Annotated in this window: 29 protein-coding genes, 1 tRNA gene and 1 pseudogene; 12 read left to right on the forward strand and 19 right to left on the reverse strand. The window is 62.7% G+C overall.

From position 1 onward, the window contains the following. Positions 1–419 precede the first annotated feature (419 nt). The 4 genes from BGI27_RS01205 to BGI27_RS01220 all read left to right on the forward strand — a co-directional run bounded on the left by BGI27_RS01205 (position 420) and on the right by BGI27_RS01220 (position 3,550). Positions 420–980, forward strand: a complete 561-nt coding sequence (locus BGI27_RS01205) for a gamma carbonic anhydrase family protein (protein WP_095523092.1) — start codon at positions 420–422, stop codon at positions 978–980. Then, positions 970–2,046, forward strand: a complete 1,077-nt coding sequence (locus BGI27_RS01210) for a CobW family GTP-binding protein (RefSeq protein WP_095523093.1) — start codon at positions 970–972, stop codon at positions 2,044–2,046. The genes BGI27_RS01205 and BGI27_RS01210 overlap by 11 nt, the downstream gene beginning before the upstream one ends. A 57-nt stretch (positions 2,047–2,103) precedes the next feature. Beyond that, on the forward strand, positions 2,104–2,586 hold the full coding sequence (locus tag BGI27_RS01215; protein ID WP_095523094.1) for a DUF4124 domain-containing protein: 483 nt from the start codon (positions 2,104–2,106) through the stop codon (positions 2,584–2,586). Positions 2,587–2,707: 121 nt separating this feature from the next. Next, the gene (locus BGI27_RS01220) at positions 2,708–3,550 is read left to right on the forward strand and encodes a MipA/OmpV family protein (RefSeq protein WP_172425477.1); all 843 of its coding nucleotides are present in this window, start codon (positions 2,708–2,710) and stop codon (positions 3,548–3,550) included. A 211-nt stretch (positions 3,551–3,761) separates the two neighbouring features. On the opposite strand, the gene BGI27_RS01225 is transcribed toward BGI27_RS01220, so the two are convergent. From BGI27_RS01225 to BGI27_RS01235, 3 genes are all read right to left on the reverse strand, one after another. Continuing rightward, on the reverse strand, positions 3,762–5,078 hold the full coding sequence (locus BGI27_RS01225; RefSeq protein WP_095523096.1) for an enoyl ACP reductase FabMG family protein: 1,317 nt from the start codon (positions 5,076–5,078) through the stop codon (positions 3,762–3,764). A gap of 114 nt (positions 5,079–5,192) precedes the next feature. Next, the gene (locus tag BGI27_RS01230; RefSeq protein WP_095523097.1) at positions 5,193–5,759 is read right to left on the reverse strand and encodes a hypoxanthine-guanine phosphoribosyltransferase; all 567 of its coding nucleotides are present in this window, start codon (positions 5,757–5,759) and stop codon (positions 5,193–5,195) included. A gap of 115 nt (positions 5,760–5,874) precedes the next feature. After that, complete coding sequence (locus tag BGI27_RS01235) at positions 5,875–7,473, reverse strand: OpgD/OpgG family glucan biosynthesis protein (protein WP_223871522.1); 1,599 nt, start codon at positions 7,471–7,473, stop codon at positions 5,875–5,877. 341 nt (positions 7,474–7,814) lie between these two features. On the opposite strand from BGI27_RS01235, the gene opgC reads away from it, so the two are divergent. Continuing rightward, positions 7,815–8,939 carry an OpgC domain-containing protein gene (gene opgC / locus BGI27_RS01240; protein ID WP_095523099.1) on the forward strand — a complete coding sequence of 375 codons (1,125 nt, stop codon included), beginning with the start codon at positions 7,815–7,817 and terminating at the stop codon, positions 8,937–8,939. A gap of 44 nt (positions 8,940–8,983) precedes the next feature. On the opposite strand, the gene ruvC is transcribed toward opgC, so the two are convergent. The 6 genes from ruvC to thiS form a co-directional block, all read right to left on the reverse strand. Beyond that, positions 8,984–9,553, reverse strand: coding sequence for a crossover junction endodeoxyribonuclease RuvC (ruvC, locus tag BGI27_RS01245; RefSeq protein WP_095523100.1), 570 nt, complete (start codon positions 9,551–9,553; stop codon positions 8,984–8,986). A gap of 81 nt (positions 9,554–9,634) precedes the next feature. After that, a complete protein-coding gene (locus tag BGI27_RS01250) occupies positions 9,635–9,913 on the reverse strand; it encodes a GIY-YIG nuclease family protein (protein WP_095523122.1) in 279 nt (92 codons plus the stop codon). Positions 9,914–10,155: 242 nt separating this feature from the next. Beyond that, positions 10,156–10,878 (reverse strand): tRNA (guanosine(46)-N7)-methyltransferase TrmB, encoded by a 723-nt coding sequence (gene trmB, locus BGI27_RS01255; protein WP_095523101.1) that lies wholly within the window; start codon positions 10,876–10,878, stop codon positions 10,156–10,158. Positions 10,879–10,887: 9 nt separating this feature from the next. Further along, the gene (locus BGI27_RS01260) at positions 10,888–11,493 is read right to left on the reverse strand and encodes a DUF1294 domain-containing protein (RefSeq protein ID WP_095523102.1); all 606 of its coding nucleotides are present in this window, start codon (positions 11,491–11,493) and stop codon (positions 10,888–10,890) included. A 7-nt stretch (positions 11,494–11,500) separates the two neighbouring features. After that, positions 11,501–12,286, reverse strand: coding sequence for a thiazole synthase (locus BGI27_RS01265; RefSeq protein ID WP_095523103.1), 786 nt, complete (start codon positions 12,284–12,286; stop codon positions 11,501–11,503). Between the two features lie 37 nt (positions 12,287–12,323). After that, positions 12,324–12,527, reverse strand: a complete 204-nt coding sequence (gene thiS / locus BGI27_RS01270) for a sulfur carrier protein ThiS (RefSeq protein WP_223871523.1) — start codon at positions 12,525–12,527, stop codon at positions 12,324–12,326. Positions 12,528–12,660: 133 nt separating this feature from the next. On the opposite strand from thiS, the gene BGI27_RS01275 reads away from it, so the two are divergent. After that, positions 12,661–12,734, forward strand: a tRNA-Gly gene (locus BGI27_RS01275). A gap of 57 nt (positions 12,735–12,791) precedes the next feature. Here BGI27_RS01275 and BGI27_RS18380 read toward each other — a convergent pair. The 7 genes and pseudogenes from BGI27_RS18380 to BGI27_RS01305 all read right to left on the reverse strand — a co-directional run bounded on the left by BGI27_RS18380 (position 12,792) and on the right by BGI27_RS01305 (position 18,536). After that, complete coding sequence (locus BGI27_RS18380) at positions 12,792–13,130, reverse strand: FMN-binding negative transcriptional regulator (RefSeq protein WP_263406590.1); 339 nt, start codon at positions 13,128–13,130, stop codon at positions 12,792–12,794. Continuing rightward, positions 13,072–13,428: an FMN-binding negative transcriptional regulator gene (locus tag BGI27_RS18385; RefSeq protein WP_263406591.1), complete on the reverse strand. Its 357-nt coding sequence runs from the start codon at positions 13,426–13,428 to the stop codon at positions 13,072–13,074. The genes BGI27_RS18380 and BGI27_RS18385 overlap by 59 nt, the downstream gene beginning before the upstream one ends. Before the next feature lie 18 nt (positions 13,429–13,446). Beyond that, a complete protein-coding gene (ubiA, locus tag BGI27_RS01285) occupies positions 13,447–14,328 on the reverse strand; it encodes a 4-hydroxybenzoate octaprenyltransferase (RefSeq protein WP_223871524.1) in 882 nt (293 codons plus the stop codon). Between the two features lie 51 nt (positions 14,329–14,379). Beyond that, on the reverse strand, positions 14,380–14,553 hold the full coding sequence (locus BGI27_RS01290) for a hypothetical protein (protein WP_170942994.1): 174 nt from the start codon (positions 14,551–14,553) through the stop codon (positions 14,380–14,382). A gap of 70 nt (positions 14,554–14,623) precedes the next feature. After that, positions 14,624–15,679, reverse strand: a complete 1,056-nt coding sequence (locus tag BGI27_RS01295) for a VanZ family protein (RefSeq protein WP_095523104.1) — start codon at positions 15,677–15,679, stop codon at positions 14,624–14,626. Positions 15,680–15,682: 3 nt separating this feature from the next. Next, positions 15,683–17,150, reverse strand: a pseudogene (locus BGI27_RS01300) (high affinity choline transporter 1). Positions 17,151–17,270: 120 nt separating this feature from the next. Next, a complete protein-coding gene (locus BGI27_RS01305) occupies positions 17,271–18,536 on the reverse strand; it encodes an extracellular solute-binding protein (protein ID WP_095523105.1) in 1,266 nt (421 codons plus the stop codon). A gap of 138 nt (positions 18,537–18,674) precedes the next feature. Here BGI27_RS01305 and BGI27_RS01310 point away from each other — a divergent pair, with 138 nt between their 5' ends. The 3 genes from BGI27_RS01310 to BGI27_RS01320 all read left to right on the forward strand — a co-directional run bounded on the left by BGI27_RS01310 (position 18,675) and on the right by BGI27_RS01320 (position 21,666). Then, positions 18,675–19,043 carry a hypothetical protein gene (locus BGI27_RS01310; RefSeq protein WP_095523106.1) on the forward strand — a complete coding sequence of 123 codons (369 nt, stop codon included), beginning with the start codon at positions 18,675–18,677 and terminating at the stop codon, positions 19,041–19,043. 64 nt (positions 19,044–19,107) lie between these two features. Further along, positions 19,108–20,226, forward strand: a complete 1,119-nt coding sequence (gene rlmM / locus BGI27_RS01315; protein WP_223871526.1) for a 23S rRNA (cytidine(2498)-2'-O)-methyltransferase RlmM — start codon at positions 19,108–19,110, stop codon at positions 20,224–20,226. Between the two features lie 75 nt (positions 20,227–20,301). Next, on the forward strand, positions 20,302–21,666 hold the full coding sequence (locus BGI27_RS01320) for a DEAD/DEAH box helicase (protein WP_095523107.1): 1,365 nt from the start codon (positions 20,302–20,304) through the stop codon (positions 21,664–21,666). A gap of 124 nt (positions 21,667–21,790) precedes the next feature. Here the strand turns inward: BGI27_RS01320 and BGI27_RS01325 are convergent, their stop codons facing one another. From BGI27_RS01325 to BGI27_RS01335, 3 genes are all read right to left on the reverse strand, one after another. Further along, complete coding sequence (locus BGI27_RS01325) at positions 21,791–22,213, reverse strand: DUF192 domain-containing protein (RefSeq protein ID WP_095523126.1); 423 nt, start codon at positions 22,211–22,213, stop codon at positions 21,791–21,793. A gap of 87 nt (positions 22,214–22,300) precedes the next feature. After that, entirely contained in the window at positions 22,301–22,837 is a 537-nt protein-coding gene (locus BGI27_RS01330) for a pseudouridine synthase (protein WP_095523108.1), read from the reverse strand. Between the two features lie 72 nt (positions 22,838–22,909). Next, complete coding sequence (locus tag BGI27_RS01335) at positions 22,910–23,116, reverse strand: cold-shock protein (protein WP_095523109.1); 207 nt, start codon at positions 23,114–23,116, stop codon at positions 22,910–22,912. Between the two features lie 361 nt (positions 23,117–23,477). On the opposite strand from BGI27_RS01335, the gene clpS reads away from it, so the two are divergent. The 3 genes from clpS to BGI27_RS01350 all read left to right on the forward strand — a co-directional run bounded on the left by clpS (position 23,478) and on the right by BGI27_RS01350 (position 26,565). Continuing rightward, positions 23,478–23,786 carry an ATP-dependent Clp protease adapter ClpS gene (clpS, locus tag BGI27_RS01340; RefSeq protein WP_095523110.1) on the forward strand — a complete coding sequence of 103 codons (309 nt, stop codon included), beginning with the start codon at positions 23,478–23,480 and terminating at the stop codon, positions 23,784–23,786. Next, on the forward strand, positions 23,786–26,056 hold the full coding sequence (gene clpA / locus BGI27_RS01345) for an ATP-dependent Clp protease ATP-binding subunit ClpA (RefSeq protein ID WP_095523111.1): 2,271 nt from the start codon (positions 23,786–23,788) through the stop codon (positions 26,054–26,056). The genes clpS and clpA overlap by 1 nt, the downstream gene beginning before the upstream one ends. Before the next feature lie 149 nt (positions 26,057–26,205). Further along, on the forward strand, positions 26,206–26,565 hold the full coding sequence (locus tag BGI27_RS01350) for a SpoIIAA family protein (protein WP_095523112.1): 360 nt from the start codon (positions 26,206–26,208) through the stop codon (positions 26,563–26,565). The last annotated feature ends 50 nt before the right edge of the window (positions 26,566–26,615 follow it).

The raw sequence follows: 26,615 nt of genomic DNA on the forward strand, positions 1-26,615 counted from the left end.
CGCTCATGTTTCGATACCTCGGCACGAGCGGAATCGTGGCAATGATCGCCCCCTCACTAATCCGTTCGCACTGAAGTATCGAAGTGCGGGCGGATTTCGTCGCCGCCCTGCTCACTCATCTGAAGCCACCGTCCCCGGTGGCTTTTTGCCGCCGGGGCGCCCCAAGGTAAAAGCGTCCTCTTGGGGGACGGCGAGCCCACTCAGCAGTGATAGTGGCTGTTTTGGCCTGTCGCATCCCAGGGCTCCGCCTGCCGCCAGTTTCATGACCCTACGCGCAACACTGTTGCATCTCCGGGTGAGCGCCTTAGAATTCCGGGTATCGTCCTCGCCACAGTCATGCGCCAGAGCGAAAACCCGACACATTCCCCCACGGGCGGCGCGCCCATCCGTGATCGCCCTCCCCCGAGAGAATCCACAACATGATCCGCAAGAACCCCAGCGGCGATCTGCCGCAGATCCACGAATCCGCCTTCGTCGACCCCACCGCGATCATCTGCGGCAAGGTAATCATCCATGAGAACGTCTTCATCGGCCCTTACGCGGTGATCCGTGCCGATGAGCTGAATGCCACGGGCGACATGGATCCCATCGTGATCGGCGCGCACTCCAACATCCAGGATGGGGTGGTGATCCACTCCAAGTCCGGTGCCGCCGTACTCATCGGCGAACACACCTCGATCGCCCACCGCAGCATCGTGCACGGCCCGTGCGAAGTCGGCAGCCGCGCCTTCATCGGCTTCAACAGCGTGCTGTTCAACTGCAAGATCGGCGAAGGTTGCGTGGTACGGCACAATTCGGTGGTGGACGGGCTGGACCTGCCGGCAGGTTTCTACGTGCCCTCGACCACCCACATCCATCCGGACACCGATCTGGAGACCATCCCCAAGGTCACCGCCTCGGCCACCGAATTCTCCGAAGACGTGGTTCGCACCAACAACGAACTCGTGGCCGGCTACAAGCGCCTGCAGAATGAATTCTGAAAACGATGCCCGCATCCCCGTCACACTGCTGACGGGCTTTCTCGGCAGTGGCAAGACCACGCTGCTCAACGCCATGCTGCGCGCGCCAGAGATGGCGGGCTGTGCCGTGCTGATCAACGAGGTCGGTGCCATCGGCATCGATCATCTGCTGGTCGAGCAGGTCACCGAAGACGTGGTACTGCTCGAATCCGGCTGCCTGTGCTGCACGGTGCGCGGCGAGTTCTCGCGCAGCCTGCGCGATCTCTTCATGCGCCGCCTGCGCGGCGAGGTGAAGGATCTGCGCCGCGTGGTGATCGAGACCACCGGGCTGGCCGATCCGGCACCGGTGGCGCACATGCTGATGCGCGATTTCTTCCTCGCCGAGCGCTTCCGCCTGGATGGCATCGTGACCACCGTGGATGCACGCAACGTGGCCTGGCAACTGGGCCAGCACGAAGAGGCCGTGCGCCAGGTGGCGATGGCGGACCGTGTGGTGCTGACCAAGTGCGACCTGCTGGATGAAGAAGAACTGGCCGACGGCGAAGCGCGCGTGCGCCGCCTCAACCCGCTGGCCTCGCAGTGGCGCAGCCGCCCCGGCGCCATGCCTGAAGGCCTGCTCACCGGCATGGCGCTTTACGATCCCGCCAGCAAGGGCGAAGATGTGCTGCGCTGGCTGAGCGAAACGGCCGCCGCCGAACAGACGCGGCTACGCACCGCCTCCGCGTTTGGCCGCCGCACCGCCAGCGTGAGCGCCGTGCGCCACGACGAACGCGTGGAAACCCACGTGCTGCGTTTCACCGAGCCCTTCACCTGGCCGGTCTTCAGCGATGCGCTGGACTTCATCCTGTCTCTCGCTGGCGAGCGCATCCTGCGCATCAAGGGCCTGGTCGCCATTGCGGGAGAGCCCGGACCACGCGTGGTCCATGGCGTGCGCCAGGAACGCTATCCCAGCTTCTCACTGCCAGCCTGGCCCGACGAGGACCGCGACACGCGCCTGGTCTTCATCGTGCGCGATGTGCCGCTGGAAGCACTGGAGCTGGGTTTCAAGCTGCGCACGGAAGCGGCGTCAGAAACCACCGGAGAGTAAGGCGGCAATATTCCAGACGCGATCCACAATGAAGAAAACACTTCAGGAAGAACGCAGATGAAACTCCTTGCCCTGCTGACGCTCGCCCTGCTCGCCGGCCTCGTCCAGGCAGAGCTCTACAAATGGGTGGATGCGGAAGGGCACGTACATTACAGCGACACGCCCCCCATCAACGGCAAGGCGCAGCCGGTGCGCGATGGCGTATCCGTCGTTCCGGCCCTGCCGCCCCAGACCGCGCCGGATGCCACGCTGGCGACACCGAGCCAGGCAAGCGCCATCTCACGCCCGGCCGTCACCACCGGCACGAGTGCAACGGAACGCCAGCGCCTCATCGAACGCTGCGAACAGAATCGCGGCACGGACTGCGCGCTGGAAGCCGACAACATCCTCCGCGGGGGCGCAGGCACGGTCTATGTTCCCGTGCCGGTTCTGGTCCAGCCACCACGCCCACCCAGGCCTCCCGCATCCTCGTCTTCCGCTTCGAGCAGTCGGCGCGCCTGGAGTGCCGTACGCCCGGAAGAACGCCAGCCCTCGCGCTGACACGGGCAGGTCGAGACGCCATCGGTCGCACTTCATCTTTCTTTACATCCGGGACACAGACCCCGGAATGCATCCGTGGGAGACTTTCGCTTCTCCTTTAACTCCTTTTACGACCATCCCGATGAATCCCATGCGCATCAATCGCCCCCTGTGCCTGACGGCAGCGGCCCTCGCAAGCACGGTCATCTGGCATGGAGCCCATGCGCAGACCACAACCGCAGCCCCCGCCACCAAGACTGACGCCGCCTCGGACGACGGCTGGAAATTCATGATCGGGGCGGGTGCGGCAAACCGGCCGAAGTACCCGGGCGCCAGCGAGCGCAAAACGCAGTTCGTGCCCATGATCAGCGCCAGCTACGGCCGCTACTTCATCGGCGGCGTACCAGGATCCGGCGCGCCTGCCGGCCTCGGCGCCCATCTCTATCGCTCCACGAACACACGCATCGGCCTGGCCGTCGGCGTGGGCTTCTCCAAGGCACGCAAGGAATCGGACGACGAACGTCTGCGTGGGCTTGGCGACATCGACAACGCCACGCGCGCGGCACTGTTCGCCTCGCACACGATGCTGGGCTGGCTGACGTTTGCAGGCAGCGTTTCTGCAGATGTCAGCGGCAAGGACCAGGGCGTGCTCGCCACCTTCGATGTCGAGGGTAAATACCGCGTGACCGAGCGCCTCGCACTCTCGGCAGGCCCTGGCCTCACCTGGGCGGACAGCGATTACACCCAGACTTTCTTCGGCATCGATTCCGGGCAGAGTGCCCGCTCCGGCCTGCCCACCTACACCGCGAAGAGCGGCCTCAACCTGCTGCGTTTCTCGGTCGGCGCGGAGTACGCCCTGGATCGCCAATGGGGCCTCGCGGCACGCGCCAGCTTCGCGCGTCTGCAAGGCGACGCGGCAGACAGCCCGATCACGGCTAGCCGCGCACAAAACACCTACGGCATTTTCGCGACCTATCGCTTCTGACGCACTGCTCGGCAACGCAAGATGCCGCGCACTCGAGGCTTTGTCGTCATTCCGAGCCGGAATCCATCAGCGTTCCAGCAGGGATGAAGTCGCTGGATCCCGGCTTTCGCCGGGATGAAGCCGAGCGGGAAAGCTCGGACCTTGCCTTCCGCGCTGCGCTGAAACGCAACAGCCCGCATTACGCGGGCTGTTTGCATTGGGCGTCGCCGGATCAGCCGTGCAGCTTCGCCAACTGCTTCGCAATCACATCATGCGACAGCCACAGCACCGGGCCGGTGGGCTGGGCGGCTTCGTTGAACATCAACGGGCCAGTCGCTTCGATCACCAGTGCGCTGAGGTGATCGGTGATCAGCGCCTTGCCATCCTTGTGCTGGGCCGTGATGGATTCGGCGGTGCCGATCATGCGATCCGCCAGCGCCGGCGTGTTGTCCATCGGCCAGGCGGCGAAGTCGCGGAAACCGATCATCACCGGGTCCTGGTTGTAGGTGTCGAGCTGTTCCAGGATCGCGGCCAGCGGGCTGCCATCCTGCAGCAGGCCTTGGCAGGCGGCCCACTGTGCCTCGCCCCACGCGCCGCAGCCTTCGCGCTTGAAGGCGTTGAGCAAGGGGACCAGCGAGAGTTCGACGCCGACGAAGATGTCCGACGAGTTGGTACGGATCTCGGGGCAATTGAAGACGGTGGCCTTCACGCCCTTTTCCCACGCGGCGCGGGCAATGTCTTCCAGGCGCTTCTTGGCGTAGCCCTGGGTGTAGTTGGTATAGGTCTGCCAGGTGTATTCGCCGCCGATCAGGATTTCGGTGCCGTGATAGCCGTAGGCGGTGTAGCGCACCTGTTGGCCGGCCGCCTCGATGCGGGCACGGATGGCGGCGGAACCGTCGATGAGGTGGCCGAAGGTATTGGGGGTGACCTCGTCGAAGTTCATCAGGTTGAGCTTGCCGAGGTCGGAATCGAGCAGCGCACGCGAGGACATGAAACGGTCGCCACGGCCCTTGTAGATGCGGTTGGCGATCGCCAGGAAGACCTTGGCCTTGACCAGGCCACCAGCCATGGTATGGGCGAAGAAGACGTTGGCACCAGCCGGGATCAGCGCATCGAGCTGGGTCATGGCCTCGGCCACGGCTGCCTTGAAACGCGCCACGCCGAGTTCGCGGCAGGCATTCACATGGGCCCAGTCGAGCTTGTCTTCCTGCCAGGTCTTCAGCCCCATTTCATTGACCAGCGCGGTCACGGTGGGCGTACCGGCAGGTGCGTCCAGATCGAAGCCAGCCATCATCGGCACGTTGACGATCCTGCCGCCCAGATTGGCTTCCGCCGTGGCCAGCTCCTCGGCATTCAGCGGGCGCAGGCTGCCATCGGCTTCGCGGCGGCCCACGGTCATGCCGATGATGGTCATGCCGGCGGCACGCGCTTCGTTCACGAGGCCATTGGCGTAGCCGCGGCCGAAGAGTTCGCCGAACAGCACGAACACGTCGCCCTTCTTGAACAGGGTCTGGCTGGAAAGGGTTCTCAAACCGGTCACTGCGCTCACGTCAAATCCTCGTTACGGGTAACAGGGGGCGGATTCTACCTTAGAGGCTGTTCACGGTCTTACTGCGAAACCGTGGACAGCCTTTTACCCGCCGCGGTCTCCGGCGCCAGGCGATCAACAGCCCTTCAACGCGTAAATCCCCGGCGCATTGCGCCAGTACCCCTTGTAATCCATGCCACAACCGAAGAGGAAGCGGTCGGCCACGTCGATGCCGGTGAAATCCGCGCGCATGCCGGGATAGGCCTTGCGCTCGTGGATCTTGTGGATGAGCACCGCCGAGTGCACCTCTGCCGCACCTTCATCCTTGAAGAAGTTCAGGATCGCTTGCAGCATCCAGCCTTCATCCAGGATGTCATCCAGCACCAGCACCGTACGGCCGCGCAGATCCTGCGTGGGGCGCACACGCCAGTCGAGCAGCGTGCCATTGAGCGAATGCCCGTAGCGCGAGGCGTGCAGGTAGGAAAGCTGCAGGGGAAAATCCAGCTTGGGCAGCAGACGACCGGCGAGCACCAGACCGCCGTTCATGACGACGAATACGAGCGGGTCCTTGTCGTGCAGCTTCTCGGTGATCTGCCGGGCCAGCGCATCCAGCGCGCGATCGACCTGCCGACCGTCAACCAGGCACTCGGCCTCGGCCATGGCGCGACGCACGTCCACCAGGGTTTCTTCGCGACTTTCCATCGCCTTCTCCAGCAAAAAGTGGCCGATTTTAGCCGCCCGGCCACCGGACAAGAACCGATTTTCGTCCATCGGGTCCAGAACAGGTGGCCAAACGATGTTTTCGGCTAACAGATCATCAGGGGCGGGGCAGGATGTTGCGGCGGTCGAACTGGTAGAGCCAGGTCTCGGTCAACGGTTTGCCATCCAGCGCCAGGTACATACGCAGTTCGGCGATGCGTTCCGGCTCGACGGACAGATCGACCGTGGCGCGCCAGACATTGCCACCGGGCACCGGTTCGGAGAAGGAGCGGATCACCTTGCCCGAGGATGTGCTGAACACCACTTCAGTGAACACGCCCCACGGAATCTGGCGCATCACGCTAGGCCGGTCGAACTCGACGACGAATTTGTATTCATCGGCCGGCCGAGGCTTGCCCGGCTCGCCACCACGGCCGATGCGGGTGGCCACGGTCTGGGCGATGTTCTCTGCCGGATACGGTTCGTTATCCAGCCAGTGCAGCCGGTAGTGCAGGCTGTACTGGCTGCCCGCCTTTGCCTCGCCCGCCGGCACCCAGAAGGCGCCAATGTTGTCGTGGATCTCGTCGTCGGTCGGGATTTCGAGCAGTTGCACCTGCCCCTTGCCCAGCGGCGCGAGCGGCTCCACCCACAAGCTGGGGCGGCGGTCGTAGAACACGCCATCACGGTAGTGATCGAAGTTGCGGTCGCGCTGAAGCAGGCCGAAGCCGCGCGGATTTTCGTCCTGGAAGGTGGAAACGGTGATGCCGGCGGGGTTGTTCAACGGACGCCAGATACGCTCGCCATTGCCGGTCCACAGAGCCAAACCGTCGGAGTCGTGCACCTCGGGACGCCAATCGTTGATGCGCTCGTGGCCGTATTCACCGAACCAGAACATCGAGGTCAGCGGGATCAGGCCCAGACGGGCGACATCACGGCGCAGGAACAAACGGGATTCGACCTCCATGGTCACGCCCTTGGTGCGCTCCAGCCCTCGTGTGAGCCTGAAACGATAGGCACCGGTGATGCTGGGGCCATCGAGGAGGGCACTGATGGTGACGGGTGCGGCGGGGTCTGCCTGCTCTTCGATATAGAACTCGGTGAAGTCGGGAAACTCCTCGGGCATGCCGGCAACCGCCGGGTTGACCGCCACCCCGCGCGCCGACAGCCCGTACTGGCCGGAAGCGCCGATGCTGCGGAAATAGGAGGCGCCGAGGAAGGCGACCCAATCCTGCGTGCGCCAGTCGGACGCGCCATTCCATTCCTGCAGGCGGAAACCGGCAAAACCGGAGTCACGCGGCAACTGGCGTGCCGGGCTGCTGGCCGGCATTTCGAACAGGCTCGGGTTGTAGCCGAACTCGCGTGCCACACCATCGCGCACGAGATACATGTTCACCCGCTTGGCAAACAGTTCTCCGAGGTGGAAGAAAGTCACCGGATAGGCGCCGCCCTGCCCGGGTTTGGCATAGGGGGCTTGATCGGTCTTGAAGCGCAGCTTGCCATGTTCTTCGTAATTGATACGGCGGACCACGTCCGGTGCCGGCCGGTAAGGCGGCACATAGGCCTGGCGTGAAGCCTGCTGGGCACGTTCGACCAATCGCTCGAACGAGAAGGGTCGCCCGGTGTCTGGCGAAGCGCCCGCAGCGCCAAACGGAGCGAGCAGCAAGGCGACAAGACCTGTCGCCGCCAGCAGGGTTTTGCGTCTGCCCAGACTGATCATCGTTTCAATACCTTTCCTTCTGTGAGTAAGCATTCCGGCCATGCCTGAGGGCTTCGCCCCGTGGTGCGCCGGATCAGGCGATGCGGACAACAGATGCATTCCCTTCGCGGGACAGACCGGCAGGCACGCCATGAATTCCCTGAAGCGGCGCGACACAGCGCCTGCCTTTCCCTGTCTGCCGGGAATTCTGGCACATCCGGCACCAGCGCCCGATAGAACGCACGAACCGCCATGGAGGTTGTCATGGCGCAGCCTGCGCCGGAGAAAATCCTCGCCCCGGACGAACGGCCGGAACATTCGGCGGCACACCTCTGTCAGGAAGTGTCTGCCGTCTGGATTTCATGATGCGAAGACTCTGGGAATTCGATGCCCTGCGGGGACTAATGCTGGTGCTGATGACGCTGACGCATCTGCCCTCTCCGCTGACCACCCCCGCCAGCCAGCCTTTCGGCTACGTTTCCGCGGCGGAGGGCTTCGTGCTGCTCTCCGCCTTCATGGCGGCCCTGGTGTATGGGCGCAAGGGTCTGCGCGATGGTGCGGGCGTGATGCGCGGTGCGTTGCTGCGGCGTTCGGCCAAGGTCTACCTGTGCCACCTGGGGCTGATGTTGTTCGCCTTCACGCTGTTCGCGGGGCTGGCTCGCTACACCAGACAGGTGGCCGCCACAGGACTGCTGTCCTACTATCTGGACGCCCCGCTGACAGCCACGCTGGCGGCGCTGGTGCTGCTCTACACACCGCCGCTGCTGGATATCCTGCCGATCTACGTGATGTTCATGCTGATCAGCCCGTGGCTGATGACCTGGGGCATGCGCAACGGCTGGAGCACCATCCTGACGGCCAGCGTGGCCCTGTGGTTCGGTGCTCAGTTCGGCCTCGGCGTGTGGCTGTACGAAACGCTGTTCCAGTCGTTCGGGATCGGAGTCCCGGTCAGCCAGACAGGCTCATTCGCGCTCTGGGCCTGGCAATTGCTGTGGGTGATCGGCCTCTGGCTCGGCGCAGCCAAAGCCCAGGGGCAACTCGAAGTCTTCAGCATCCCCCGCTCCGCTGTCCGGATTGCATGGGCACTCGCGCTGGCGTTCCTGAGCTGGCGCCACCTCGCCGGCCCCTACCCTTTCGGCATGGAAAGCCCGCTCAACCTGCTGTTCGAAAAATGGACGCTGGGGCCGCTACGGATGATCAACCTGTTTGCGCTGACCATCCTGATCATGCATCACGGGCCAGCGCTGGCCGCCAGGATCAGGAAGCCTGGCTTCCTCGTCACGCTCGGGCAATCCTCGCTCACCGTGTTCTGCACGCACCTCATGATCGTGCTGCTGGCACTGGCCACGCTCGGCGGTGAAACCGAGCCGCACGACTGGCGGGTAGACGCTCCACTGATCGCGCTGTGCTTCGCGATCCTTTACGGCGTGGCGTGGCTGGGCCAACACCGGCAACGCACGAGGGCCGGCGCCGTCATGCCGGCCTGATACAAGTCTGGTTCCCCGACCCGAGAGCACTGAAGCCGACAGCGCTACTTCTGCCCGGGCAGGGCCATCAGCCGGCCGCCCCGGCGACGCGTGGTCTTCGCCATCGCAACGAGTCCGCCGGCCGCCGCGCCGCCATGTGCGTGCGAGATAGCCACCGCCAGCGCATCGGCGGCATCGGCCTGCGGGTCACCCTCGAGCTGCAGCAGACGTTTCACCATGTGCTGCACCTGCTCCTTGTTGGCCTTGCCATACCCCACCACGGCCTGCTTGACCTGCAACGCGGTGTATTCGGACACCGGCAGATCACGGCTCACCAGCCCACAGATCGCAGCCCCCCGCGCCTGCCCGAGCAGCAGCGTGGACTGCGGATTCACGTTCACGAACACGATTTCCACCGCCGCCTCGGCCGGATGATAGGTATCCACCACTTCCTGCACGCCGGCCAGGATCACTTTCAGGCGCTGGGGCAGACTCCCGTCCGGGGTCCGAATGCAGCCACTGGCGATGTAGCGCAGCTGACTGCCGACCCGCTCGATCACGCCGAAGCCGGTAATGCGCAGGCCGGGATCGATGCCGAGGATACGGGTGGGAGGAAGCGAAGCAGGAAGGCTCATATAGGCGGACTCTCAAACATTCCCGTTCACACGTACAACCCCGTTCGTGCTGAGGTATCGAAGCACTCACGGGCGGACAGCTCAGATTCTGGACAGGCGCGCAACTTCACCCCAATCGCCTTTCATCATCGCCTCTTTCTTGGCCCGGCTCCAGCCCTTGATCTGCCGTTCAGCCGCCACGGCCTCTTCACGTGTAGCGAAAGCCTGTTGAAAAACCAGACTCACTGGCAGACGGCTTGCCGTGTAGCAGGTTCTGATGGCCCCTGTGACATGCATTTGCATGCGCGCTTCGAGATCATCCGAGTGGCCGGTGTAATAGCTGCCGTCAGCGCATCTCGGGATGTAGACGTAAAAGGCCATGTGCTTCTCCGCGCGCCCGTTCATGCTTCGATACCTCAGCATGAACGGGCCTGTGGCAGCCGGTATGCCTGAACCGAAGTCCGTTCGCCCCCCGGATCAGGTCAAGGGCAGGCTCCAGGGTATCGAAGGGTGAGCGGATTTCGCATCCTGCCGCTATCTTTCAAGCACTTGTCGGAATACGCCCAATCGATTGCAACTCAGCGAACCTCCGCGTCCTCTGCGGCAAAACTCAAACCTGATCCTCAAACCCGCCGGAACACCAGATCCCACACGCCATGCCCCAGACGCAGGCCACGTGCCTCGAACTTGGTGAGCGGCCGGTAATCCGGCTTCGGGGCGTAGTCAGCAGCAGTGTTTTGCAGCAATGGCTCGGCGGACAGCGTCTCCAGCATGAATTGCGCATACTCCTCCCAGTCGGTCGCGCAGTGCAGATAGCCTCCGGGCGACAGACGCTCGGCCAGTTGATGCACGAAATCCGGCTGCAGGATGCGGCGCTTGTGGTGACGCTTCTTCGGCCAGGGATCCGGGAAATAGACGTGGATGCCAGCCAGCGATGCGGGGGCGACCATGTCGCGCACCACTTCGGTGGCATCGTGCTGCATCACACGCAGATTGGTGAGCTGCTGCTCGTCGATGAGCTTGCACAGGTTACCCACGCCGGGGCCATGCACCTCGATGCCGATGAAATCGGTTTCCGGGCACGCGGCGGCGATCTTCGCGGTCGTGTCGCCCATGCCACAGCCAATCTCCAGTACCACCGGGGCCTCACGACCGAACACGGCAGGGTAATCGATCGGCTGCACGCGGTACGGAATCGCGTAACGGGGCAACAGCTCTTCCATGTAACGCTTCTGCGCATCGGACATGCGCCCTTGGCGCAGCACGAAGGAACGGATGGGTTGGCGCGAGAAACGGCCACCGGGCTCGCCCTGCGGGCTGTCTTGATCTTGGATGGGATCGGTCATGGCAGCTGGTTATAGTCCGAGAGTCTTCAGGAATGCCTGCCCCGACGGGAAGAAAAGCCATCCCGCAAAGCTGCAGTTGAGCAGTACGGTCAACCAGAAGACCCGCTGAAATTCTGGCTTGCGGCTCTTGTGGCGCTCGATCCGCTGGGCAGCCAACGCGCCTGGCCAGCCACCGATCAGGGCCAGCAGATGCAGGTTGCTCTCCGGCGTGCGCCGCATCTCGTTCAGCGCCTTCTTCTTGTCCAGCCAGTAGGCAATATAGGTGGCGAACGAAAGCGCCAGGCAATAGACCGGCACCCAGAACGACAGCAGACCGGCGAGCGATGCGAGGACCAGCGCCAGGCAGAACACGGCCGCCAATGCCGGTGCCTTGCGCCCCTGTGCCGAAGACGCTTCCGGAATCCGTTCGTCTGCCCGCCGGACGTTGGCGGCCCGCAGGCGCTTCCGTTCATCGAACGCGAGTTCGTAGGTCAGGGAATCGCCCTCAGCAGGACGGGATGCATCCCGGTGAAATGCCTTGATATGGCAGAAAACACGCTCCCCTCCACCATCCGGCGTGATGAACCCGAAGCCCTGATCGTCCTTCCAGACCGTCAGCTGTCCGCTGTAACGCATAGCCGGCTCAGCTCCCGATCAGGCCAGCGGTGGGCGAACTGGGGCTCGCGGAGTAGAACTTCCGCGGCATGCGTCCGGCCAGGAATGCTTCGCGCCCGGCTTCCACCGCCTTTTTCATCGCGCCAGCCATCAGCACTGGCTGCTGTGCCTTGGCGATGGCGGTATTAATCAACACGCCATCGCAGCCCAGCTCCATGGCGATGGCGGCATCCGAGGCGGTGCCCACGCCGGCATCGACGATCACCGGCACCTTGGCATGCTGGATGATCAGCTGGAGATTCCAGGGATTCAGGATGCCCATGCCGGAGCCGATCAGCGAAGCCAGCGGCATCACGGCGACGACGCCGATATCCTCCAGCATCTTCGCCTGGATCGGGTCGTCCGAGCAGTAGACCATGACCTTGAAGCCTTCGCGTACCAGCGTCCCGGCGGCCTTCAGCGTTTCGGGCATGTTCGGGAACAGTGTGGTCTGGTCGCCCAGCACTTCCAGCTTCACCAGATCGTGACCATCCAGCAGTTCGCGCGCCAGCCGCAGAGTGCGGACGGCCTCGTCGGCGGTATAGCAGCCGGCGGTGTTGGGCAGATAGGTAAATTCCTTCAGCGGCAATGCCTCGAGCAGACTGGGCTCGCCCGCGTTCTGGCCGATGTTCACGCGGCGCACCGCCACGGTGACGATCTGCGCGCCGGAAGCCAGCACGGCCTCACGCGTCTCGTCGAAATCCTTGTACTTACCTGTTCCGACGAGCAAGCGGGAATGATATTCGCGGCCGGCAATCAACAACGGGTCTTGCATGGTGTTCTCCAGGAAGGGCAAGGGCAGGCCCGGCGTTTCAGCCGCCGCCCACGGCCACGACGATTTCGAGGGCATCGTCCTCGGCCAGCACGGTAGCGCCATGCTGCCCACGCGGCACGATCTCACCATTGCGTTCGACCGCGACACGCTTGCCGATCAGGTCGAGCTCCGCGAGCAGATCGGCGACAGTGGAAGCCGGCGCGATTTCGCGTGCTTCGCCGTTGAGGGTGATGTGCAGCATGATGATCGGGTTCCAGGCCGGCGCGTCACGGCCAGCGAGCGGCGGAGTCTACCACGCCGTGCAGAGGCCCCAGCTTGCGCCCGGGGATGGAGCGCCCTTACAATCGCGCCCTGCCCTGCATCGGGGCAGCAGAGCGGGCGTCGTATAATGGTAATACCCTAGCTTCCCAAGCTAGAGCCGTGGGTTCGATTCCCATCGCCCGCTCCACGCAGGATTCCAGCAGTACCTTCGCAAGGCCAACCCGCCTGGTTGGCCTTTTGCATTTCAATCGGAAGAAGACGCGGGCCTTTCCATCGCGGCGACCATCCCGTGCTCGTGCTTTTCCCGCAGGGCGTGGATCACGCCTTCCCGATCGCGTGCATCCTTGTTCTGGCTGAGCTTGCGCTTGCCTTCCAGGCGGGTGAGCTCGATCTCGATACCGACAATCTGTGCCAGCAACTGGTCGATGAAGTCGCGGGGCGCGTCGCTCATCCTCCAGGGAGCGGCTTCACTGCGCTCATGCTCGCGCGTCAGCCGGCCGACAAGCCCGCGCACGAACTTCTCCTCATCGATGATCCGGAGCCGCCCGTGGGCATGAACCGCTTCGTAGTTCCAGGTCGGCACCTGTCGGTGAGTCTCCTGCTTGGAGGGATACCAGTTGGGAGAAACGTAGGCCTGCGCCCCCCCGGAACACGACCATCACCTCCGTACCGGCCGGAGTCTCCTGCCAGAGCGGGTTCGCTCGCGCGACATGCGCCTGCAGCGAGCCCAGTGCGCCGCGTCCGGCCACGAATTCGAAAGGCAGGTGATTGGCATCCAGCCCCGCAGCCGAATGCGTGACGAGCACTCCCAGCGGATGCTGCCGGATGATGGCGTGCAACTCGTCTGGATTCGTCTCCTTGAAATGCTCGGGTCGATACATGGGCAGCAACGCTCCTGGTTACAGACTGGACGCACGCAACAACTGGTCTGCCGCCATACCGGCAAACACCGCCGCGCCCAGCCAGTTGTTGTGCCGGAATGCCTTGAAGCAGCCGTCACGGCTGCGGGTACGGATCAGCGTGAAGTGATGAACCGCGAGCACCGCTGCCACGGCCAACCCGACGCGATAGGGCCAGCCGGCACCGAACGATTCGCCGGCAAGCCACATCAGACCGAGAAATGCGCCGTAGCACAGCATCACGGCCAGCACATCATGGCGGCCGAAGGTGATGGCCGACGTACGGATGCCGATCTTGAGATCATCCTCGCGATCCACCATCGCGTACTCGGTGTCATAGGCCACCGCCCAGAAGACATTGGCCAGCAGCATCAGCCAACCCACCGGCGGCACGCTGCCGAGCTGCGCAGCAAAAGCCATCGGGATGCCGAAGCCGAAGGCCACGCCCAGATAGGCCTGCGGAATCGCCAGGAAACGCTTGGTGAAGGGATAGCTGACTGCCAGCAACAGGGCGGGCACAGACAGCCACAGCACCAGCGCCGGCAAGGGCAGAATCAGCAGAAAGGCCAGCAGGGCCAGCACCGCAGCGAGCACCAGCGCCTCGCATCCGCCGACTTCACCCGTAACCAGCGGGCGAAGCCTGGTGCGCTCCACATGGCCGTCAAAATCGCGATCAGCCCAATCATTGATCACGCAACCGGCCGAACGCATCAAAATGGTGCCCAACGTGAAGATCAGCAGCAAGGCGAAATCAGGAAAGGCACCGGCGCTGGCTGCCCACAAGCCCCAATAGGTCGGCCACAGCAGCAATAGCGAACCAATGGGCTTATCCAGGCGCATCAGGCGCGCATAGGCATCGAATCTGTGCAGGAGGGTGGGCACGGGAAAGCTCCAGCGTCAGGGGCGCACATGATAGCCGCTGACGCTGCAGCTTCAATCGCGGCGAGACGCTTCCCCGCGCGTGAAATCGTGCTCCTGGAGCCGTGGCATCACCAGCGGCAAGGGCGGACGGGTTGCGCCAGCCCCCATTGCTTCTCCGGCGGCGTCCATCTCTACGCTGGTCGGCCATTCCCACGGGGACTCATGCATATCACGTTCGATGATCATGACCGTCTCCTTGAACAAGCACAGGCAAAGCGCCTGTACAGGACCACGCATAAACCGTTCTCGGCAATGCTCAGCGGCGGGACAAGGTCGCCTGGGCCGACAGGAAGACCAGCGCCAGGAAGGGCCACACGGCAACAGTCAGGCGCGTAAGTCCGTGGAAGCTCAGGAAATGCCCCTGCTGCAGCGTGCGCACGGAGGCATCGATGAACGGGTTGTCCGGCATCAGGTTCATCAGCGCGGTGGCACACAGCAGGGTCAGGCTGGCCAGGCTGTGCTGGCTCCAGCGTGGCAGCCGGCTGACCACCGCCAGCGCCGCCAGCCCGATCAGCAGCCCGCGCCAGGCACCGCTGCCTGCCCATTGCAAGGCATCGGGCGGCACCAGGAACAGCGCGCCCGCGAGGGAACGCAAGCCCAAGCCTGCAAGCAGCACCAGAACCACCACGTGGAAACGGCGCAAGCACATGCAGCGCAGCACCAGCAGGCCGACGCTGACCGTGCCGAAGGCCGCCACCGCCAGCTCCAGCAACATGTAACGGCGCGCAGAGAAGGCTACGGGTGCCGGCAGATCGAACAGGAATCGCAGGTCGCCGGTACCGAACAGGGGCGAGCGCGGCTCCAGTTGCGTCAGCCACCACAGCGCGATCAGGATCAACCCAAGTTCCCCCAGATGCCCCGGCTGGATGTAGCGCTCACGCCAGCGACGGATCCAGCCATCCGGGGCAAATACCCGCCCCCCCCAGAGCCCGGCCATACCCCCCAGCACACCACCCAGCACATTGGTGGCCAGATCGAGATTGGAGGAAATACGACTGGGCAGGTAGTACTGCAGACATTCCACACTGAAGCTGAGCGTGAAGCTGACCAGCGTCACCCAGGCCAGCACGGCCACAGCATGCTGCCCACGAAGCGTCGCCGCGAGCATGAAGCCCAGCGGCAGATAGCCCAGCACATTCAGGTAGACGTCCGAATACGAGATGTACTTCTGCCAGGGCTCGAACAAGAAGGAGAAAGGCGACCCCACGGGCGTCTGCCAGCCCGCAAGCGGGAACAGGCAGACGTAGAGAATCAGCAGCGCATAGGATGCGCACAGATAGGGGGGAAGCCGCCCTCGCCTGTCCGCCCCCATCACTCAGGCGTGCTGCAGATGCCCCTGCGGATCATGGCGGATCCACTGCGGCAGCAAAGAGCCCACCACCATGCCGAGCAGGCTGGCGAGCAGTCCGAAGAATTGGGGCGGCACCTGATTGGCCAGCTCAATCCACGCCTCGGGCGCCGGTAGCCAGCCGATCATGGGCAACAGGAGCGACATCCATACGAAGCCCCCCGCGAAAATCGAGAAGATGGCGCCCTGATTGGTGGCACGCTTCCAGAACAAGCCCAGCGCCAGAGGGGTGAAAGCCATCGCCAGCGTCACCGAATAGGCCTGTTCGACCATTTCGTAAATCGTGGCCTCGCTGTTGAGCGCGAACAGCAGCACCAGGGCGGTGAAGCACACCACCACGATACGGGTCATGACGAGGAACTTCTTGTCACGCATGCCGGGAAAATAATCGCGCAACACGTTCTCGGAGAAAGTCACTGACGGCGCGAGCAAGGTCCCGGACGCCGTGCTCATGATTGCCGAGAGCAGTGCGCCGAAGAACAGCACCTGCGCAAACATCGGCATATGCATGAGCACCAGTTGCGGCAGGATCATCTGTGAATCACCGCCGTCTTCCAGATGCACCATCAGCTCGGGGGCGATCAGCACGGCCGAATACGCGATGAACAGCGGCACGAAGGCAAATAGCAGATAGGCGCCGCCGCCAACGATGGTGCCCCACTTGGCGCCGAATTCGGTACTTGCCGAGTTCACGCGCTGGAACACGTCCTGCTGCGGGATGAAGCCCAACGCCATGGTGCAGAATGCCGCGAAGAAGGCCACCCACTCGAGCGCGCCTCCCTTGGGAAAGAGATCGAGCTTGCCGGCGAAATCCATGTGCGTCACGACCGTATCGACGCCCCCCGCCATCTCGCCCGCACTCCAGGCAATGAAGATCAGGCCGACGACGATGATCACCATCTGGAAGAAGTCGGTCAGTGCCACCGACCACATGCCGCCATACAGCGTATAGATGAGCACCACCGCCGTGCCGATGATCATGCCGATGCTCTGCGGGATCCCGCCTTGCGACAGCACGTGGAACACCAGTCCCAGCGCCGTGATCTGTGCCGCAACCCAGCCTAGATAGGAGATCGTGATGACGATGGATGTGGTGACTTCCACCGTACGCCCGAAGCGCGAACGGTAGAAATCCCCCAGGGTCATCAGATTGCGGCGATACAGTGGCAACGCAAACAGGAAGCCGAACAGGATCAGGGCGGCAGCCAAAGGGATCAGCCACGATGCCGGGCAAACCGTCCTGCACGAAGGTGGCGGAAATACCGAGCACCGTTTCCGCGCCGAACCACGTGGCAAAGACCGTCGTCACGGTCATGTAGAACGGCAGGTTACGCCCGGTATTCACATAATCCGTGGAGTTCTTGACCCGTGTTGCCGCATACAGGCCGATGCCCACCGACACCAGCAGATAGAGCACAACAAAAGCACCCAGCATGATTCAAATCCCCGTCAGCAAAGCGGCCATGGCCGGCTCGATTTGAAAAGCAGCGGATTATAGGCACCTCCGCTGGCTCAACACCCTGTTTTCACAAGCAAATGTAGGGCCAGCAAGCCTTTAGCGCAGGCGCTCGATGCGCTGCACCGCATCATCCAGCCCCTGCTTGGCGGGCTTGCGGTCGGCGAACACGGACTCGATCTCCTCGGCAATCACCTCACGAACCCCCGGACGATGGCCGAATGCCGTGGCCTTCGATGCCGCCGTCACGGGCTTGTGGGTCAACTGAGCAATGGCCAGGCGCTGCGCGGCGAGATCGTCGGCCAGCAACTGGCTGGTCTGTGCAACGAGCAAGCCGGAAGGATTCAAGGGCAGATAGCCTGCGTTGACCTGCCATTCCAGCTGGCTCTCCGGGGCCAGCCAGAAACGGATGAAGCTGGCAACCAGCTTGTATTCGGCGGCACTGCGGCCTGCCGCGACCCACAGCGCCGGGCCGTCAGCCCAGGTGTTCTGCGGCGCACCGTAGGCATCGTCGTGATACGGATAGCCACTCACCCCGACCGTGAATTTCGCCTGGCGACGCAGGGAAGGATAAGCCGATGACGGCGCAGCAAGGACCGCGCACTCGCCGTTGGCAAACGTCTCCTCACCCTCGCTGGAGCGGCCGAAGTAGTGTAGGTAATTGGCCTTGCGCCAGGTGGTCAGCAAAGCCAGATGCTTCACCTGGATCAGCCCATTGACCGCGATCTGCTCGCCCTTGCCCCCCTTGGCCGTTTTCACGAACGCCTGGTTGTTCCAGGCGCCAGCGTTTTCGATCAGTGTGGAAACCGGCTCCGAAACTGTCATCGGACATGCCTCACCCGATTGGTAGAGACGGCCCAGCACCTCCTGCCAACCGCGCCAGTCACGCGGCAATGCCTCCACGTCGACTCCCGCCTGCGCCAACAATTCACGATTGTGGAATACCACCGGGCTGGACAGGCCGACCGGCAAGGCCACCAGCCGATTGGCCGAATCCGTGCCGCTGGGCACCATCATCGGCGGCACCGGCAGTGTGGCGAGATTCGCCCCCGCTTCCCGCATCACTTGCCACAGGGGCTTGATCCGCTTCGCAGCCTGCAGGGTCTGCGCATCGCTGTCACGCAGGACCGCGAGCGCGGCCTGCCGGTTGATCTCCCAGCCCCCTTCGCGCAGCACGATCTGCCCGGCCTTGCTCTGGGCGTTGAATCGCTCGACCAGCTTCTGCAGTTGCTCCCCCTTGTCAGCACCGAGCTGATGGGTCAATTCGATCTCCACCGGCTTGGCCAGTGCCGCCTGTGCGGGCGCCATGGTGGACATCAACAGGGAAAGCAGGCTCAGACAACTTGGCAGACGACGGGACAACATGAGGAGACTCCAGGGCGGCGGAAAAATGTCACGGATTATCCCGGAAAGCGGCCACGTGGGATGCGGCTATCGCGACGGGCGGTTCAAGTCCACACGAGGTCTGACGTTATGAAATGCATTGCACAAGAGAGATCCACCATGAAGTCATTGCTCATGATTCCCCTGATCCTCCTGCTGGGCGCCTGTGAGCTCCTGGGCATCCCCGACCCGTCCAAGGAAGCTGCGGCACGCGAAGCCGAAGGGCGTGCCATCGGGAGCGCCTGCCGCCATGCGGGGCGTGCTCTGGAAGATTGCTTCGCGCTGAACGCCTCATCAGAAAAGGCTTCGATCTTCGCTGGCTGGAAAGAGATGAACAACTACATGGCCGAAAACAACATCCCTACGGTGTGCCCCGAGATCACGCCGGCCACGCAGGCGGCCTCTGCGCCCGCGGCGGCTTCGGCCCCCCCGGCCGTCGAAGTCAGCCCTGCGGTCGAGACAGCACCGCCGGCACGACGTCTGCGCTGACCACATACGGGCAGCGGCAACCAGCAATTGCGCTAATATCCGCGCCTCTTCCACGCACCCCACGATGATGTCGCCCACCGCCAAAGGACTCCTGCTGCTCTGCCGCCCTGGCTTCGAAAAGGAATGTACCGCCGAAGCCGAATCGCTTGCCCGCGCTGGCGGCATCAGCGGCTTTGCGCGCACCACGGCGGACAGCGGCTGCGTGCACTACGTCTTCCACGAACTCGTAGACTGGAAGGAGGCGTTGGAAGCCGCACCATTCGATGCTTTCGTGTTTGCCCGCCAGCGCAGCATCTGGATCGAGCGCGTGGCCGACATGCCGCAGGAAGATCGCGTCACACCGCTGATCGAAGCCATCGCTGCGCAGGAAATCCAGGTCGGGCGGCTCGATGTGGAAACCGCGGATACCAATGAAGCCAAATCGCTTTCCGGTTTTCTCAAGCGTTTCATCCCGCACATCGAACGCACGCTGAAGGCCAGACGCATCCTGCGCGACAAGGAAGAGCTGCCCACACTGCACCTACTGTTCAAGGATTCCAGCCAGGTCGACCTGGGACTTTCCCGCCTTGGCGATGCCTCGCCCTGGCCCATGGGCATCGCGCGCCTGCGCATGCCACGCAATGCGCCCAGCCGCTCCACGCTGAAGCTGGCCGAAGCCTTCGATGCGCTGATGACGGAAGAAGAGCGCACGCAAAGTCTCAAGCCTGGTCTGTACGCCGTAGATCTCGGCGCAGCCCCGGGAGGCTGGAGCTTCCAGTTCAGCGAACGTGGCATGCATGTCTACGCCGTGGACAACGGCCCGCTGGCCGACTCACTGGTTGCCAGCGGTATGGTCGAACACGTGCGCGCCGATGGTTTCAGCTGGCGTGCTCCCCGCAAACAGGTCGAATGGGTGGTCTGCGACATGGTCGAGCAACCAGCACGCGTTGCCCAGCTGGTCTCAGACTGGATTGCCTCCGGCAAGGCCAAGCGCTGCATCTTCAACCTCAAGCTGCCGATGAAGAAGCGCTTCGAGGAACTGAAGAAATGCCGTCAGGTGATTTCCTCGCGCTTTGGGCTGCATGGCGACCACTATGTGCTGCGCATTCGCCAGCTCTACCATGACCGCGAGGAAGTCACCGCCTACCTGGCGAAGATCCCTGCGCCGGACAGCAATAAAACTGCAAAACTGTCAAGACGTTAGCACCTGCTCGCGGGTATACTCGCCAGCTTCGATGACACGACCCTTGCCGTGCCTGTTGCACGGTCACCCGCTTCCATGAGTTTTGCCGATCTCGGGCTGATTCCCGAACTGCTGCGCGCCGTTGAAGACGCCGGCTATACGACCCCAACCCCGATCCAGGCGCAAGCCATTCCGGTAGTGCTTGCCGGGCAGGACGTGATGGGAGGCGCGCAGACAGGCACCGGCAAAACCGCGAGCTTCACCCTGCCCTTGCTGCAGCGCATGGCGCCGCACGCTTCCACCAGCACCTCGCCGGCACGCCACCCGGTACGCGCCCTGATCCTCGCACCGACCCGCGAACTGGCCATGCAGGTGCAGGAATCCGTGCAGACCTACTCGAAACATCTGCCGCTGCGCTCCACCTGCATCTACGGTGGTGTCGACATGAATGCGCAGATCGCCGAGCTGCGCCGCGGGATCGAAGTCGTGGTTGCCACGCCGGGCCGCCTGCTCGATCACGTGCAACAGAAGACGATCAATCTCTCCCAGGTGGAATTCCTGGTGCTGGATGAAGCCGACCGCATGCTGGACATGGGCTTCATCCCTGACATCCGCCGCATCCTCGCACTGCTGCCGGCCAAGCGACAAAGCCTGTTGTTCTCGGCCACTTTCTCGGAAGAAATCAAGAAGCTGGCCGACAGCATGCTGCGCAATCCGCTGCTGATCGAAGTCGCGCGGCGAAACACCGTGTCGGAAACCATCAGCCACGTGGTTCACCCGGTCTCCAGCCATGTGAAGCGTGATCTGCTGGCCGATCTGCTCAACGCAGGCGCCGACGGCCTTGATCAGACCCTGGTCTTCGTGGCCACAAAATTCGGCTGCTCGCGTCTGGCACGCCACCTGGTCAAGGAAGGCATCTCCGCCGACGCAATCCACGGCGACAAGACCCAGCTCGAACGCACCGAGGCACTGGAAAAATTCCGTACCGGCGCGGTCCGCGTGCTGGTCGCCACCGACGTAGCCGCACGCGGACTGGACATCGACGATCTGCCGTATGTGGTGAACTTCGAGCTGCCATCCACACCGGAAGACTACATACACCGTATCGGCCGCACCGGGCGTGCCGGCAAGCAGGGCACGGCAGTTTCCCTGGTGGCGCCCGAAGAGCAGCAGAAGCTCGCTGCGATCGAAAAACTCATCAAGTTCAAGATCCCGCAGCAGCAGATCCCCGGCTATGGAACGGACACCACGCAGGAAGAGCTGCGTCGTCAACGGCGTAGCCATTCACATGCACGTCCGGCACCCCAGGTGGCCGCAGACGGTTTCGATTTCAATCGCCCATACAACGCAGCGGCTTCAGGCAAGTCCGCAACGACCATTGCGACGCCTCCCGAGCGCAAGGAGCGGCAAGCCCGCGCTCTAGCCGTACTGCTTGGCGGCACGGGACGCGGTCGGGCCTAGAGGCTGTTCAGAATCTGTCGCGAGAAGCCATCTGCGGGACGCGCAGGCTCCACGAAGCAGTGCATTGCTCTGAGCTGCAGTAACCAACCGGTTACTACGCAAATCACGAACTGCTTCTGAAGCCTCAGCGCACGATCCCGCGCACGGGCGTTCCCGGCCCGAACCCCTTGCTCTGGAACCAGCCCTGGTTCATTTCGAGCGCGTAGCGCACCGGCTTGGCAGAACAATGACTGGTCTCGGTCATGGGCTGCATGTCCTCGACATTCACGATGTGCCCCGCATCGTCGATAAAGGCGATCGACAGAGGCAACAGGGTGTTCTTCATCCAGAAACATTGTTCGGCCGGCTGTTCGAAAACGAACAGCATGCCCGTGTGCGCCGGCAGAGTGCGCCGGTACATCAGCCCACGCGCCCGGCTGCCCTGCGTATCGGCAACCTCTGCCTGGACCCGGAACATGCCGATGCCAAGTTCGGTGACTGGAAGTCCGGCCTGCGCCTGGACCAAAGAGGAAAACCACAGCAAAAGACAGGACAGCAGGACACGCATGGTGATCAGATTCGCACTCGCCAGAAGGTTCTCATTCTGCCCTGAACTCATCCTCCTACCGCAAGCATTTTGGCAGGAGCCCTGCCTTCAGCCTTCGCGCCATTGCCCTGGTTGCAACGCGCCGAGTTGCCAATTGCCGATGGCAACCCGTATCAGACGCAACGTGGGCAGCCCCACCTTTGCCGTCATGCGCCTCACCTGGCGGTTCTTGCCCTCCCGCAACTCGATGCGCAGCCAACTGGTCGGAATGTTCTTGCGCTCGCGGATGGGGGGAGTGCGCGGCCATAACCACGCGGGTTCGGGCACCTCGCTGACCTTGCAGGGACGTGTGACGAAATCGCCCAGATCCAGCGGCGCCTGCAAGGCGATGATTGCATCCGGCGTCGGCACGCCTTCAACCTGCGCGAGATAGACCTTAGCCTGCTTGTGGCGTGGATCGGCCAGCCGATGCTGCAGTGCTCCGTCATCGGTGAGCAGCAGCAGACCTTCGCTATCGGCATCCAGCCGCCCCGCAGCATAGACCCCCTTCACTGACAGGCATTCGGCAAGCGTGCGCTGCCCGGCATCTCCTGTGAACTGGCTAAGTACGCCATAAGGTTTGTTGAGCAGGATGATGCGTGCCATGCGGCCTCTTCAAAAAAACAAAAGCCCGCCATGCGGCGGGCTGGATGGCCTGCCCGAAACGGGCAGATGTTGTCAGGAAGCGCGCTGGATGTTGGACGCCTGCTTGCCCTTGGGGCCTTGCAGAACGTCGAAAGACACCTTTTCGCCTTCCTTCAACGACTTGAAACCATTCATGTTGATCGCCGAAAAATGAGCGAACAAGTCCTCGCTACCATCGTCCGGCGTGATGAAACCGAAGCCCTTGGCGTCGTTGAACCACTTCACAGTACCTTGTGCCATACCTTCTTACCTTTTCCTTCTTCCTTTGGATTTAGTTTCGATCCCGCTTTTACGGGTGTGCTTCTCACCACTGCCCCGAAACGGGATCGTGTCGCGCGGTTTTAGCACCGTGCTGGAGCACAACCGGCTTTTACGCCAAGCATGCAAGAGCGTCAAGCCTGCGAAAGGTCAAGGTGGCGGATGTGCGACACATGACATGGACAAACCCGGCATTCAGCTCCGGGCACATGGATTGCTTCGATAACGGGTAACCAAGGCATGCCGATCATGATCGAAGCCTCTGATCTGGGCATGAAAAACCCTGCTGGGAACCCCATATTCACGTGCTTGAACTCTGACTTGAAGCCTTTAGAATGGGCTCATGACAACCCGGAAACAATCTGCCGCCGTTCTTGAACCGGTCCGGATCCAGCTGCAACCTCCGAAGCTGTTCAAGGTCTTATTGCTCAACGACGATTTCACTCCGATGGACTTCGTCGTGCACGTGTTGCAGAAGTTTTTCGGCATGGACCGCGAACGCGCCACGCGGGTCATGCTTTCGGTGCATCATGAGGGACGTGGCGTGTGCGGTATCTTTCCACGCGATGTGGCGGCCACGAAGGTCGAGCAGGTCAGCAGTTTTGCACGCCAGAACCAGCACCCCCTGGCCTGTGTGATGGAGGAAGCATAATGATCGCCCAGGAACTCGAAGTCAGCCTGCACATGGCTTTTGTCGAGGCTCGGCAGAAGCGCCACGAGTTCATCACCGTGGAACATCTGCTGCTTGCCCTGCTGGACAACCCTTCTGCCGCCGAGGTGCTGCGCGCCTGCGCGGCCAATGTCGACGAGCTGCGCCGGGAACTGAGCAATTTCATTTCCGAGCACACGCCCATCGTCTCCGGCTCGGAAGAGATCGACACGCAACCCACACTGGGATTCCAGCGCGTGATCCAGCGTGCGATCCTGCATGTTCAGTCCTCGGGCAAGAAAGAGGTCACTGGTGCCAATGTCCTCGTCGCGATCTTCGGCGAGAAGGAATCGCATGCGGTGTTCTTCCTGCAACGACAAGGCATCTCGCGCCTGGATGTGGTGAACTTCATCGCACATGGCGTGAGCAAGGCCAGCCAGCCACCTGCGCCGGCGAAGCCCAGCGAAAGCGAGAACGCGGAAAGCAGCGAAGGCGAACCAAGCGGCGCCGGAGGTGCCCTGGAAGCCTACACGCAGAACCTCAATCAACAGGCGCTGGTCGGCAAGATCGATCCACTGATCGGCCGTGAGAAGGAGCTTGAACGGGTCATCCAGACGCTGTGCCGCCGCCGCAAAAACAATCCCCTGCTGGTGGGTGAGGCCGGCGTGGGCAAGACAGCCATCGCCGAGGGGCTCGCGCGGCGCATCATCGAGAACCGTGTACCCGAAGTTCTGGCCGGAGCACAGGTCTATGCACTAGACATGGGCGCATTGCTGGCTGGCACCAAGTACCGCGGCGATTTCGAGCAACGTCTGAAGGCCGTGCTCAAGCAGTTGGTGGAAAACCAGAACGCCGTACTCTTCATCGACGAAATCCATACCCTGATCGGAGCCGGTGCAGCCTCCGGTGGCACGCTGGACGCGTCTAACCTGCTCAAACCGGCGCTTTCATCAGGTCAGCTCAAGTGCATCGGCGCGACCACCTATACGGAGTTCCGCACTATCTTTGAAAAGGATCACGCGCTGTCCCGGCGTTTCCAGAAGGTAGACGTGGTTGAGCCTTCGGTTGCCGAGACCATCGAGATTCTCAAGGGACTCAAGAGCCGCTTCGAGGAACATCACGGTATCAAGTATTCCGCTGCGGCCATTACCAGTGCCGCGGAGCTGTCGGCTCGCTATATCAATGATCGTCATCTGCCTGACAAGGCCATCGACGTCATCGATGAAGCGGGTGCCGCCCAACGTGTATTGCCCAAGAGCAAGCAGAAGAAGACCATCGGCAAGGGAGAGATCGAGGAAATCGTGGCTCGCATCGCCCGCATTCCGCCGCGCTCGGTGTCCAATGACGACCGGACTGCACTGGCCAACCTTGATCGCGACCTGAAGAATCTCGTATTCGGCCAGGATCCCGCTATCGACGCACTGACCCGTGCGATCAAGATGAGCCGCTCCGGCCTGGGCAACCCGCAAAAACCCATTGGCTGCTTCCTGTTCTCCGGCCCGACCGGCGTGGGCAAGACCGAAGTCGCGCGTCAGCTGGCCTATACACTGGGGATCGAGCTGCAACGCTTCGACATGTCCGAATACATGGAGCGCCATGCCGTCAGCCGCCTCATCGGCGCGCCGCCGGGATATGTCGGCTTCGACCAAGGGGGCCTGCTCACCGAGGCCATCAACAAGAAGCCGCACTGCGTGCTGCTGTTGGACGAGATCGAAAAGGCCCATCCGGACATCTACAACATCTTGCTCCAGGTGATGGATCACGGAAAGCTGACCGACAACAATGGCCGCGAAGCCGACTTCCGCAACGTGATCATCATCATGACCACAAATGCGGGGCAGGAAACGCTCCAGAAGAGCACCATGGGCTTCACCGCCACGCGCGAGGCTGGCGATGAAATGGTCGAGATCAAGCGGATGTTCACGCCGGAATTCCGCAACCGGCTGGACACCGTGATCTCCTTCAAGCCGCTGGATCGCGACATCATCATGCGGGTGGTCGACAAGTTCCTGCTGCAACTGGAAGGCCAGCTGCAGGAGAAAAAGGTGGAAGCCACCTTCACGGAGGCGCTCAAGGCCTGGCTGGCCGACAAGGGCTTCGATCCGCTGATGGGAGCCCGCCCGATGGCCCGTCTCATCCAGGACACCATCCGTGCGGCACTGGCCGACGAACTGCTGTGCGGCCGGCTCGCGCAGGGTGGCCGTGTGACCATCGACGTGGGAAGCGATGGCAAGGTCCGCCTCGATTTTGAAGAAGAGGCAGTACACGCCTGATCATCCCGCAACAAACAAGCCTCTCCCGAAAAGGCCGCCCGCGCGGCCTTTTCTTTTGCCCGGAAGCACGCCTGCCGGTCATCTGGCAAAGCGTCTGGACACTTCCTATAGTCAAAAGACTAGGAACCTGCGAAGGAGGAGAGTTCATCATGATCACCACCGACGTCCTGTCCGACCGCGTAGAACTCCGTGCCTTTGGCAGCATTACGCTGGAAGACTGCAAGACCTTCGAGGAAGCGTCCGACTATCGTGTCCTGTTCAACCGCCCCATCGACCTGTTGCTGGACCTTCGTGGCATGAATGGCCTGTCACTGGATGTAGCGGTACGCGAATGGCGCTACATCCGCGCCCACAGAGGCGATTTCCGTCATGTAGCGCTGATTACCGACGCTCCTTTGCTGGCTTGGGGAGCCTGGCTTTCGCAACTCTTCACCGATGCCGAGATCGGGGTGTTCTCCGGCGAGCGAGCCGCACGCCGTTGGTTGGAGGCTAGGGCGTGTTCACAGTAGCCAGATATAGGCGCATGCGAGATGCAAGAAGGCGCTGAAACGACTGGCCA

It is taken from the genome of Candidatus Dactylopiibacterium carminicum (genome assembly GCF_014736495.1).
Classification (GTDB): Bacteria; Pseudomonadota; Gammaproteobacteria; order Burkholderiales; family Rhodocyclaceae; genus Uliginosibacterium; species Uliginosibacterium carminicum.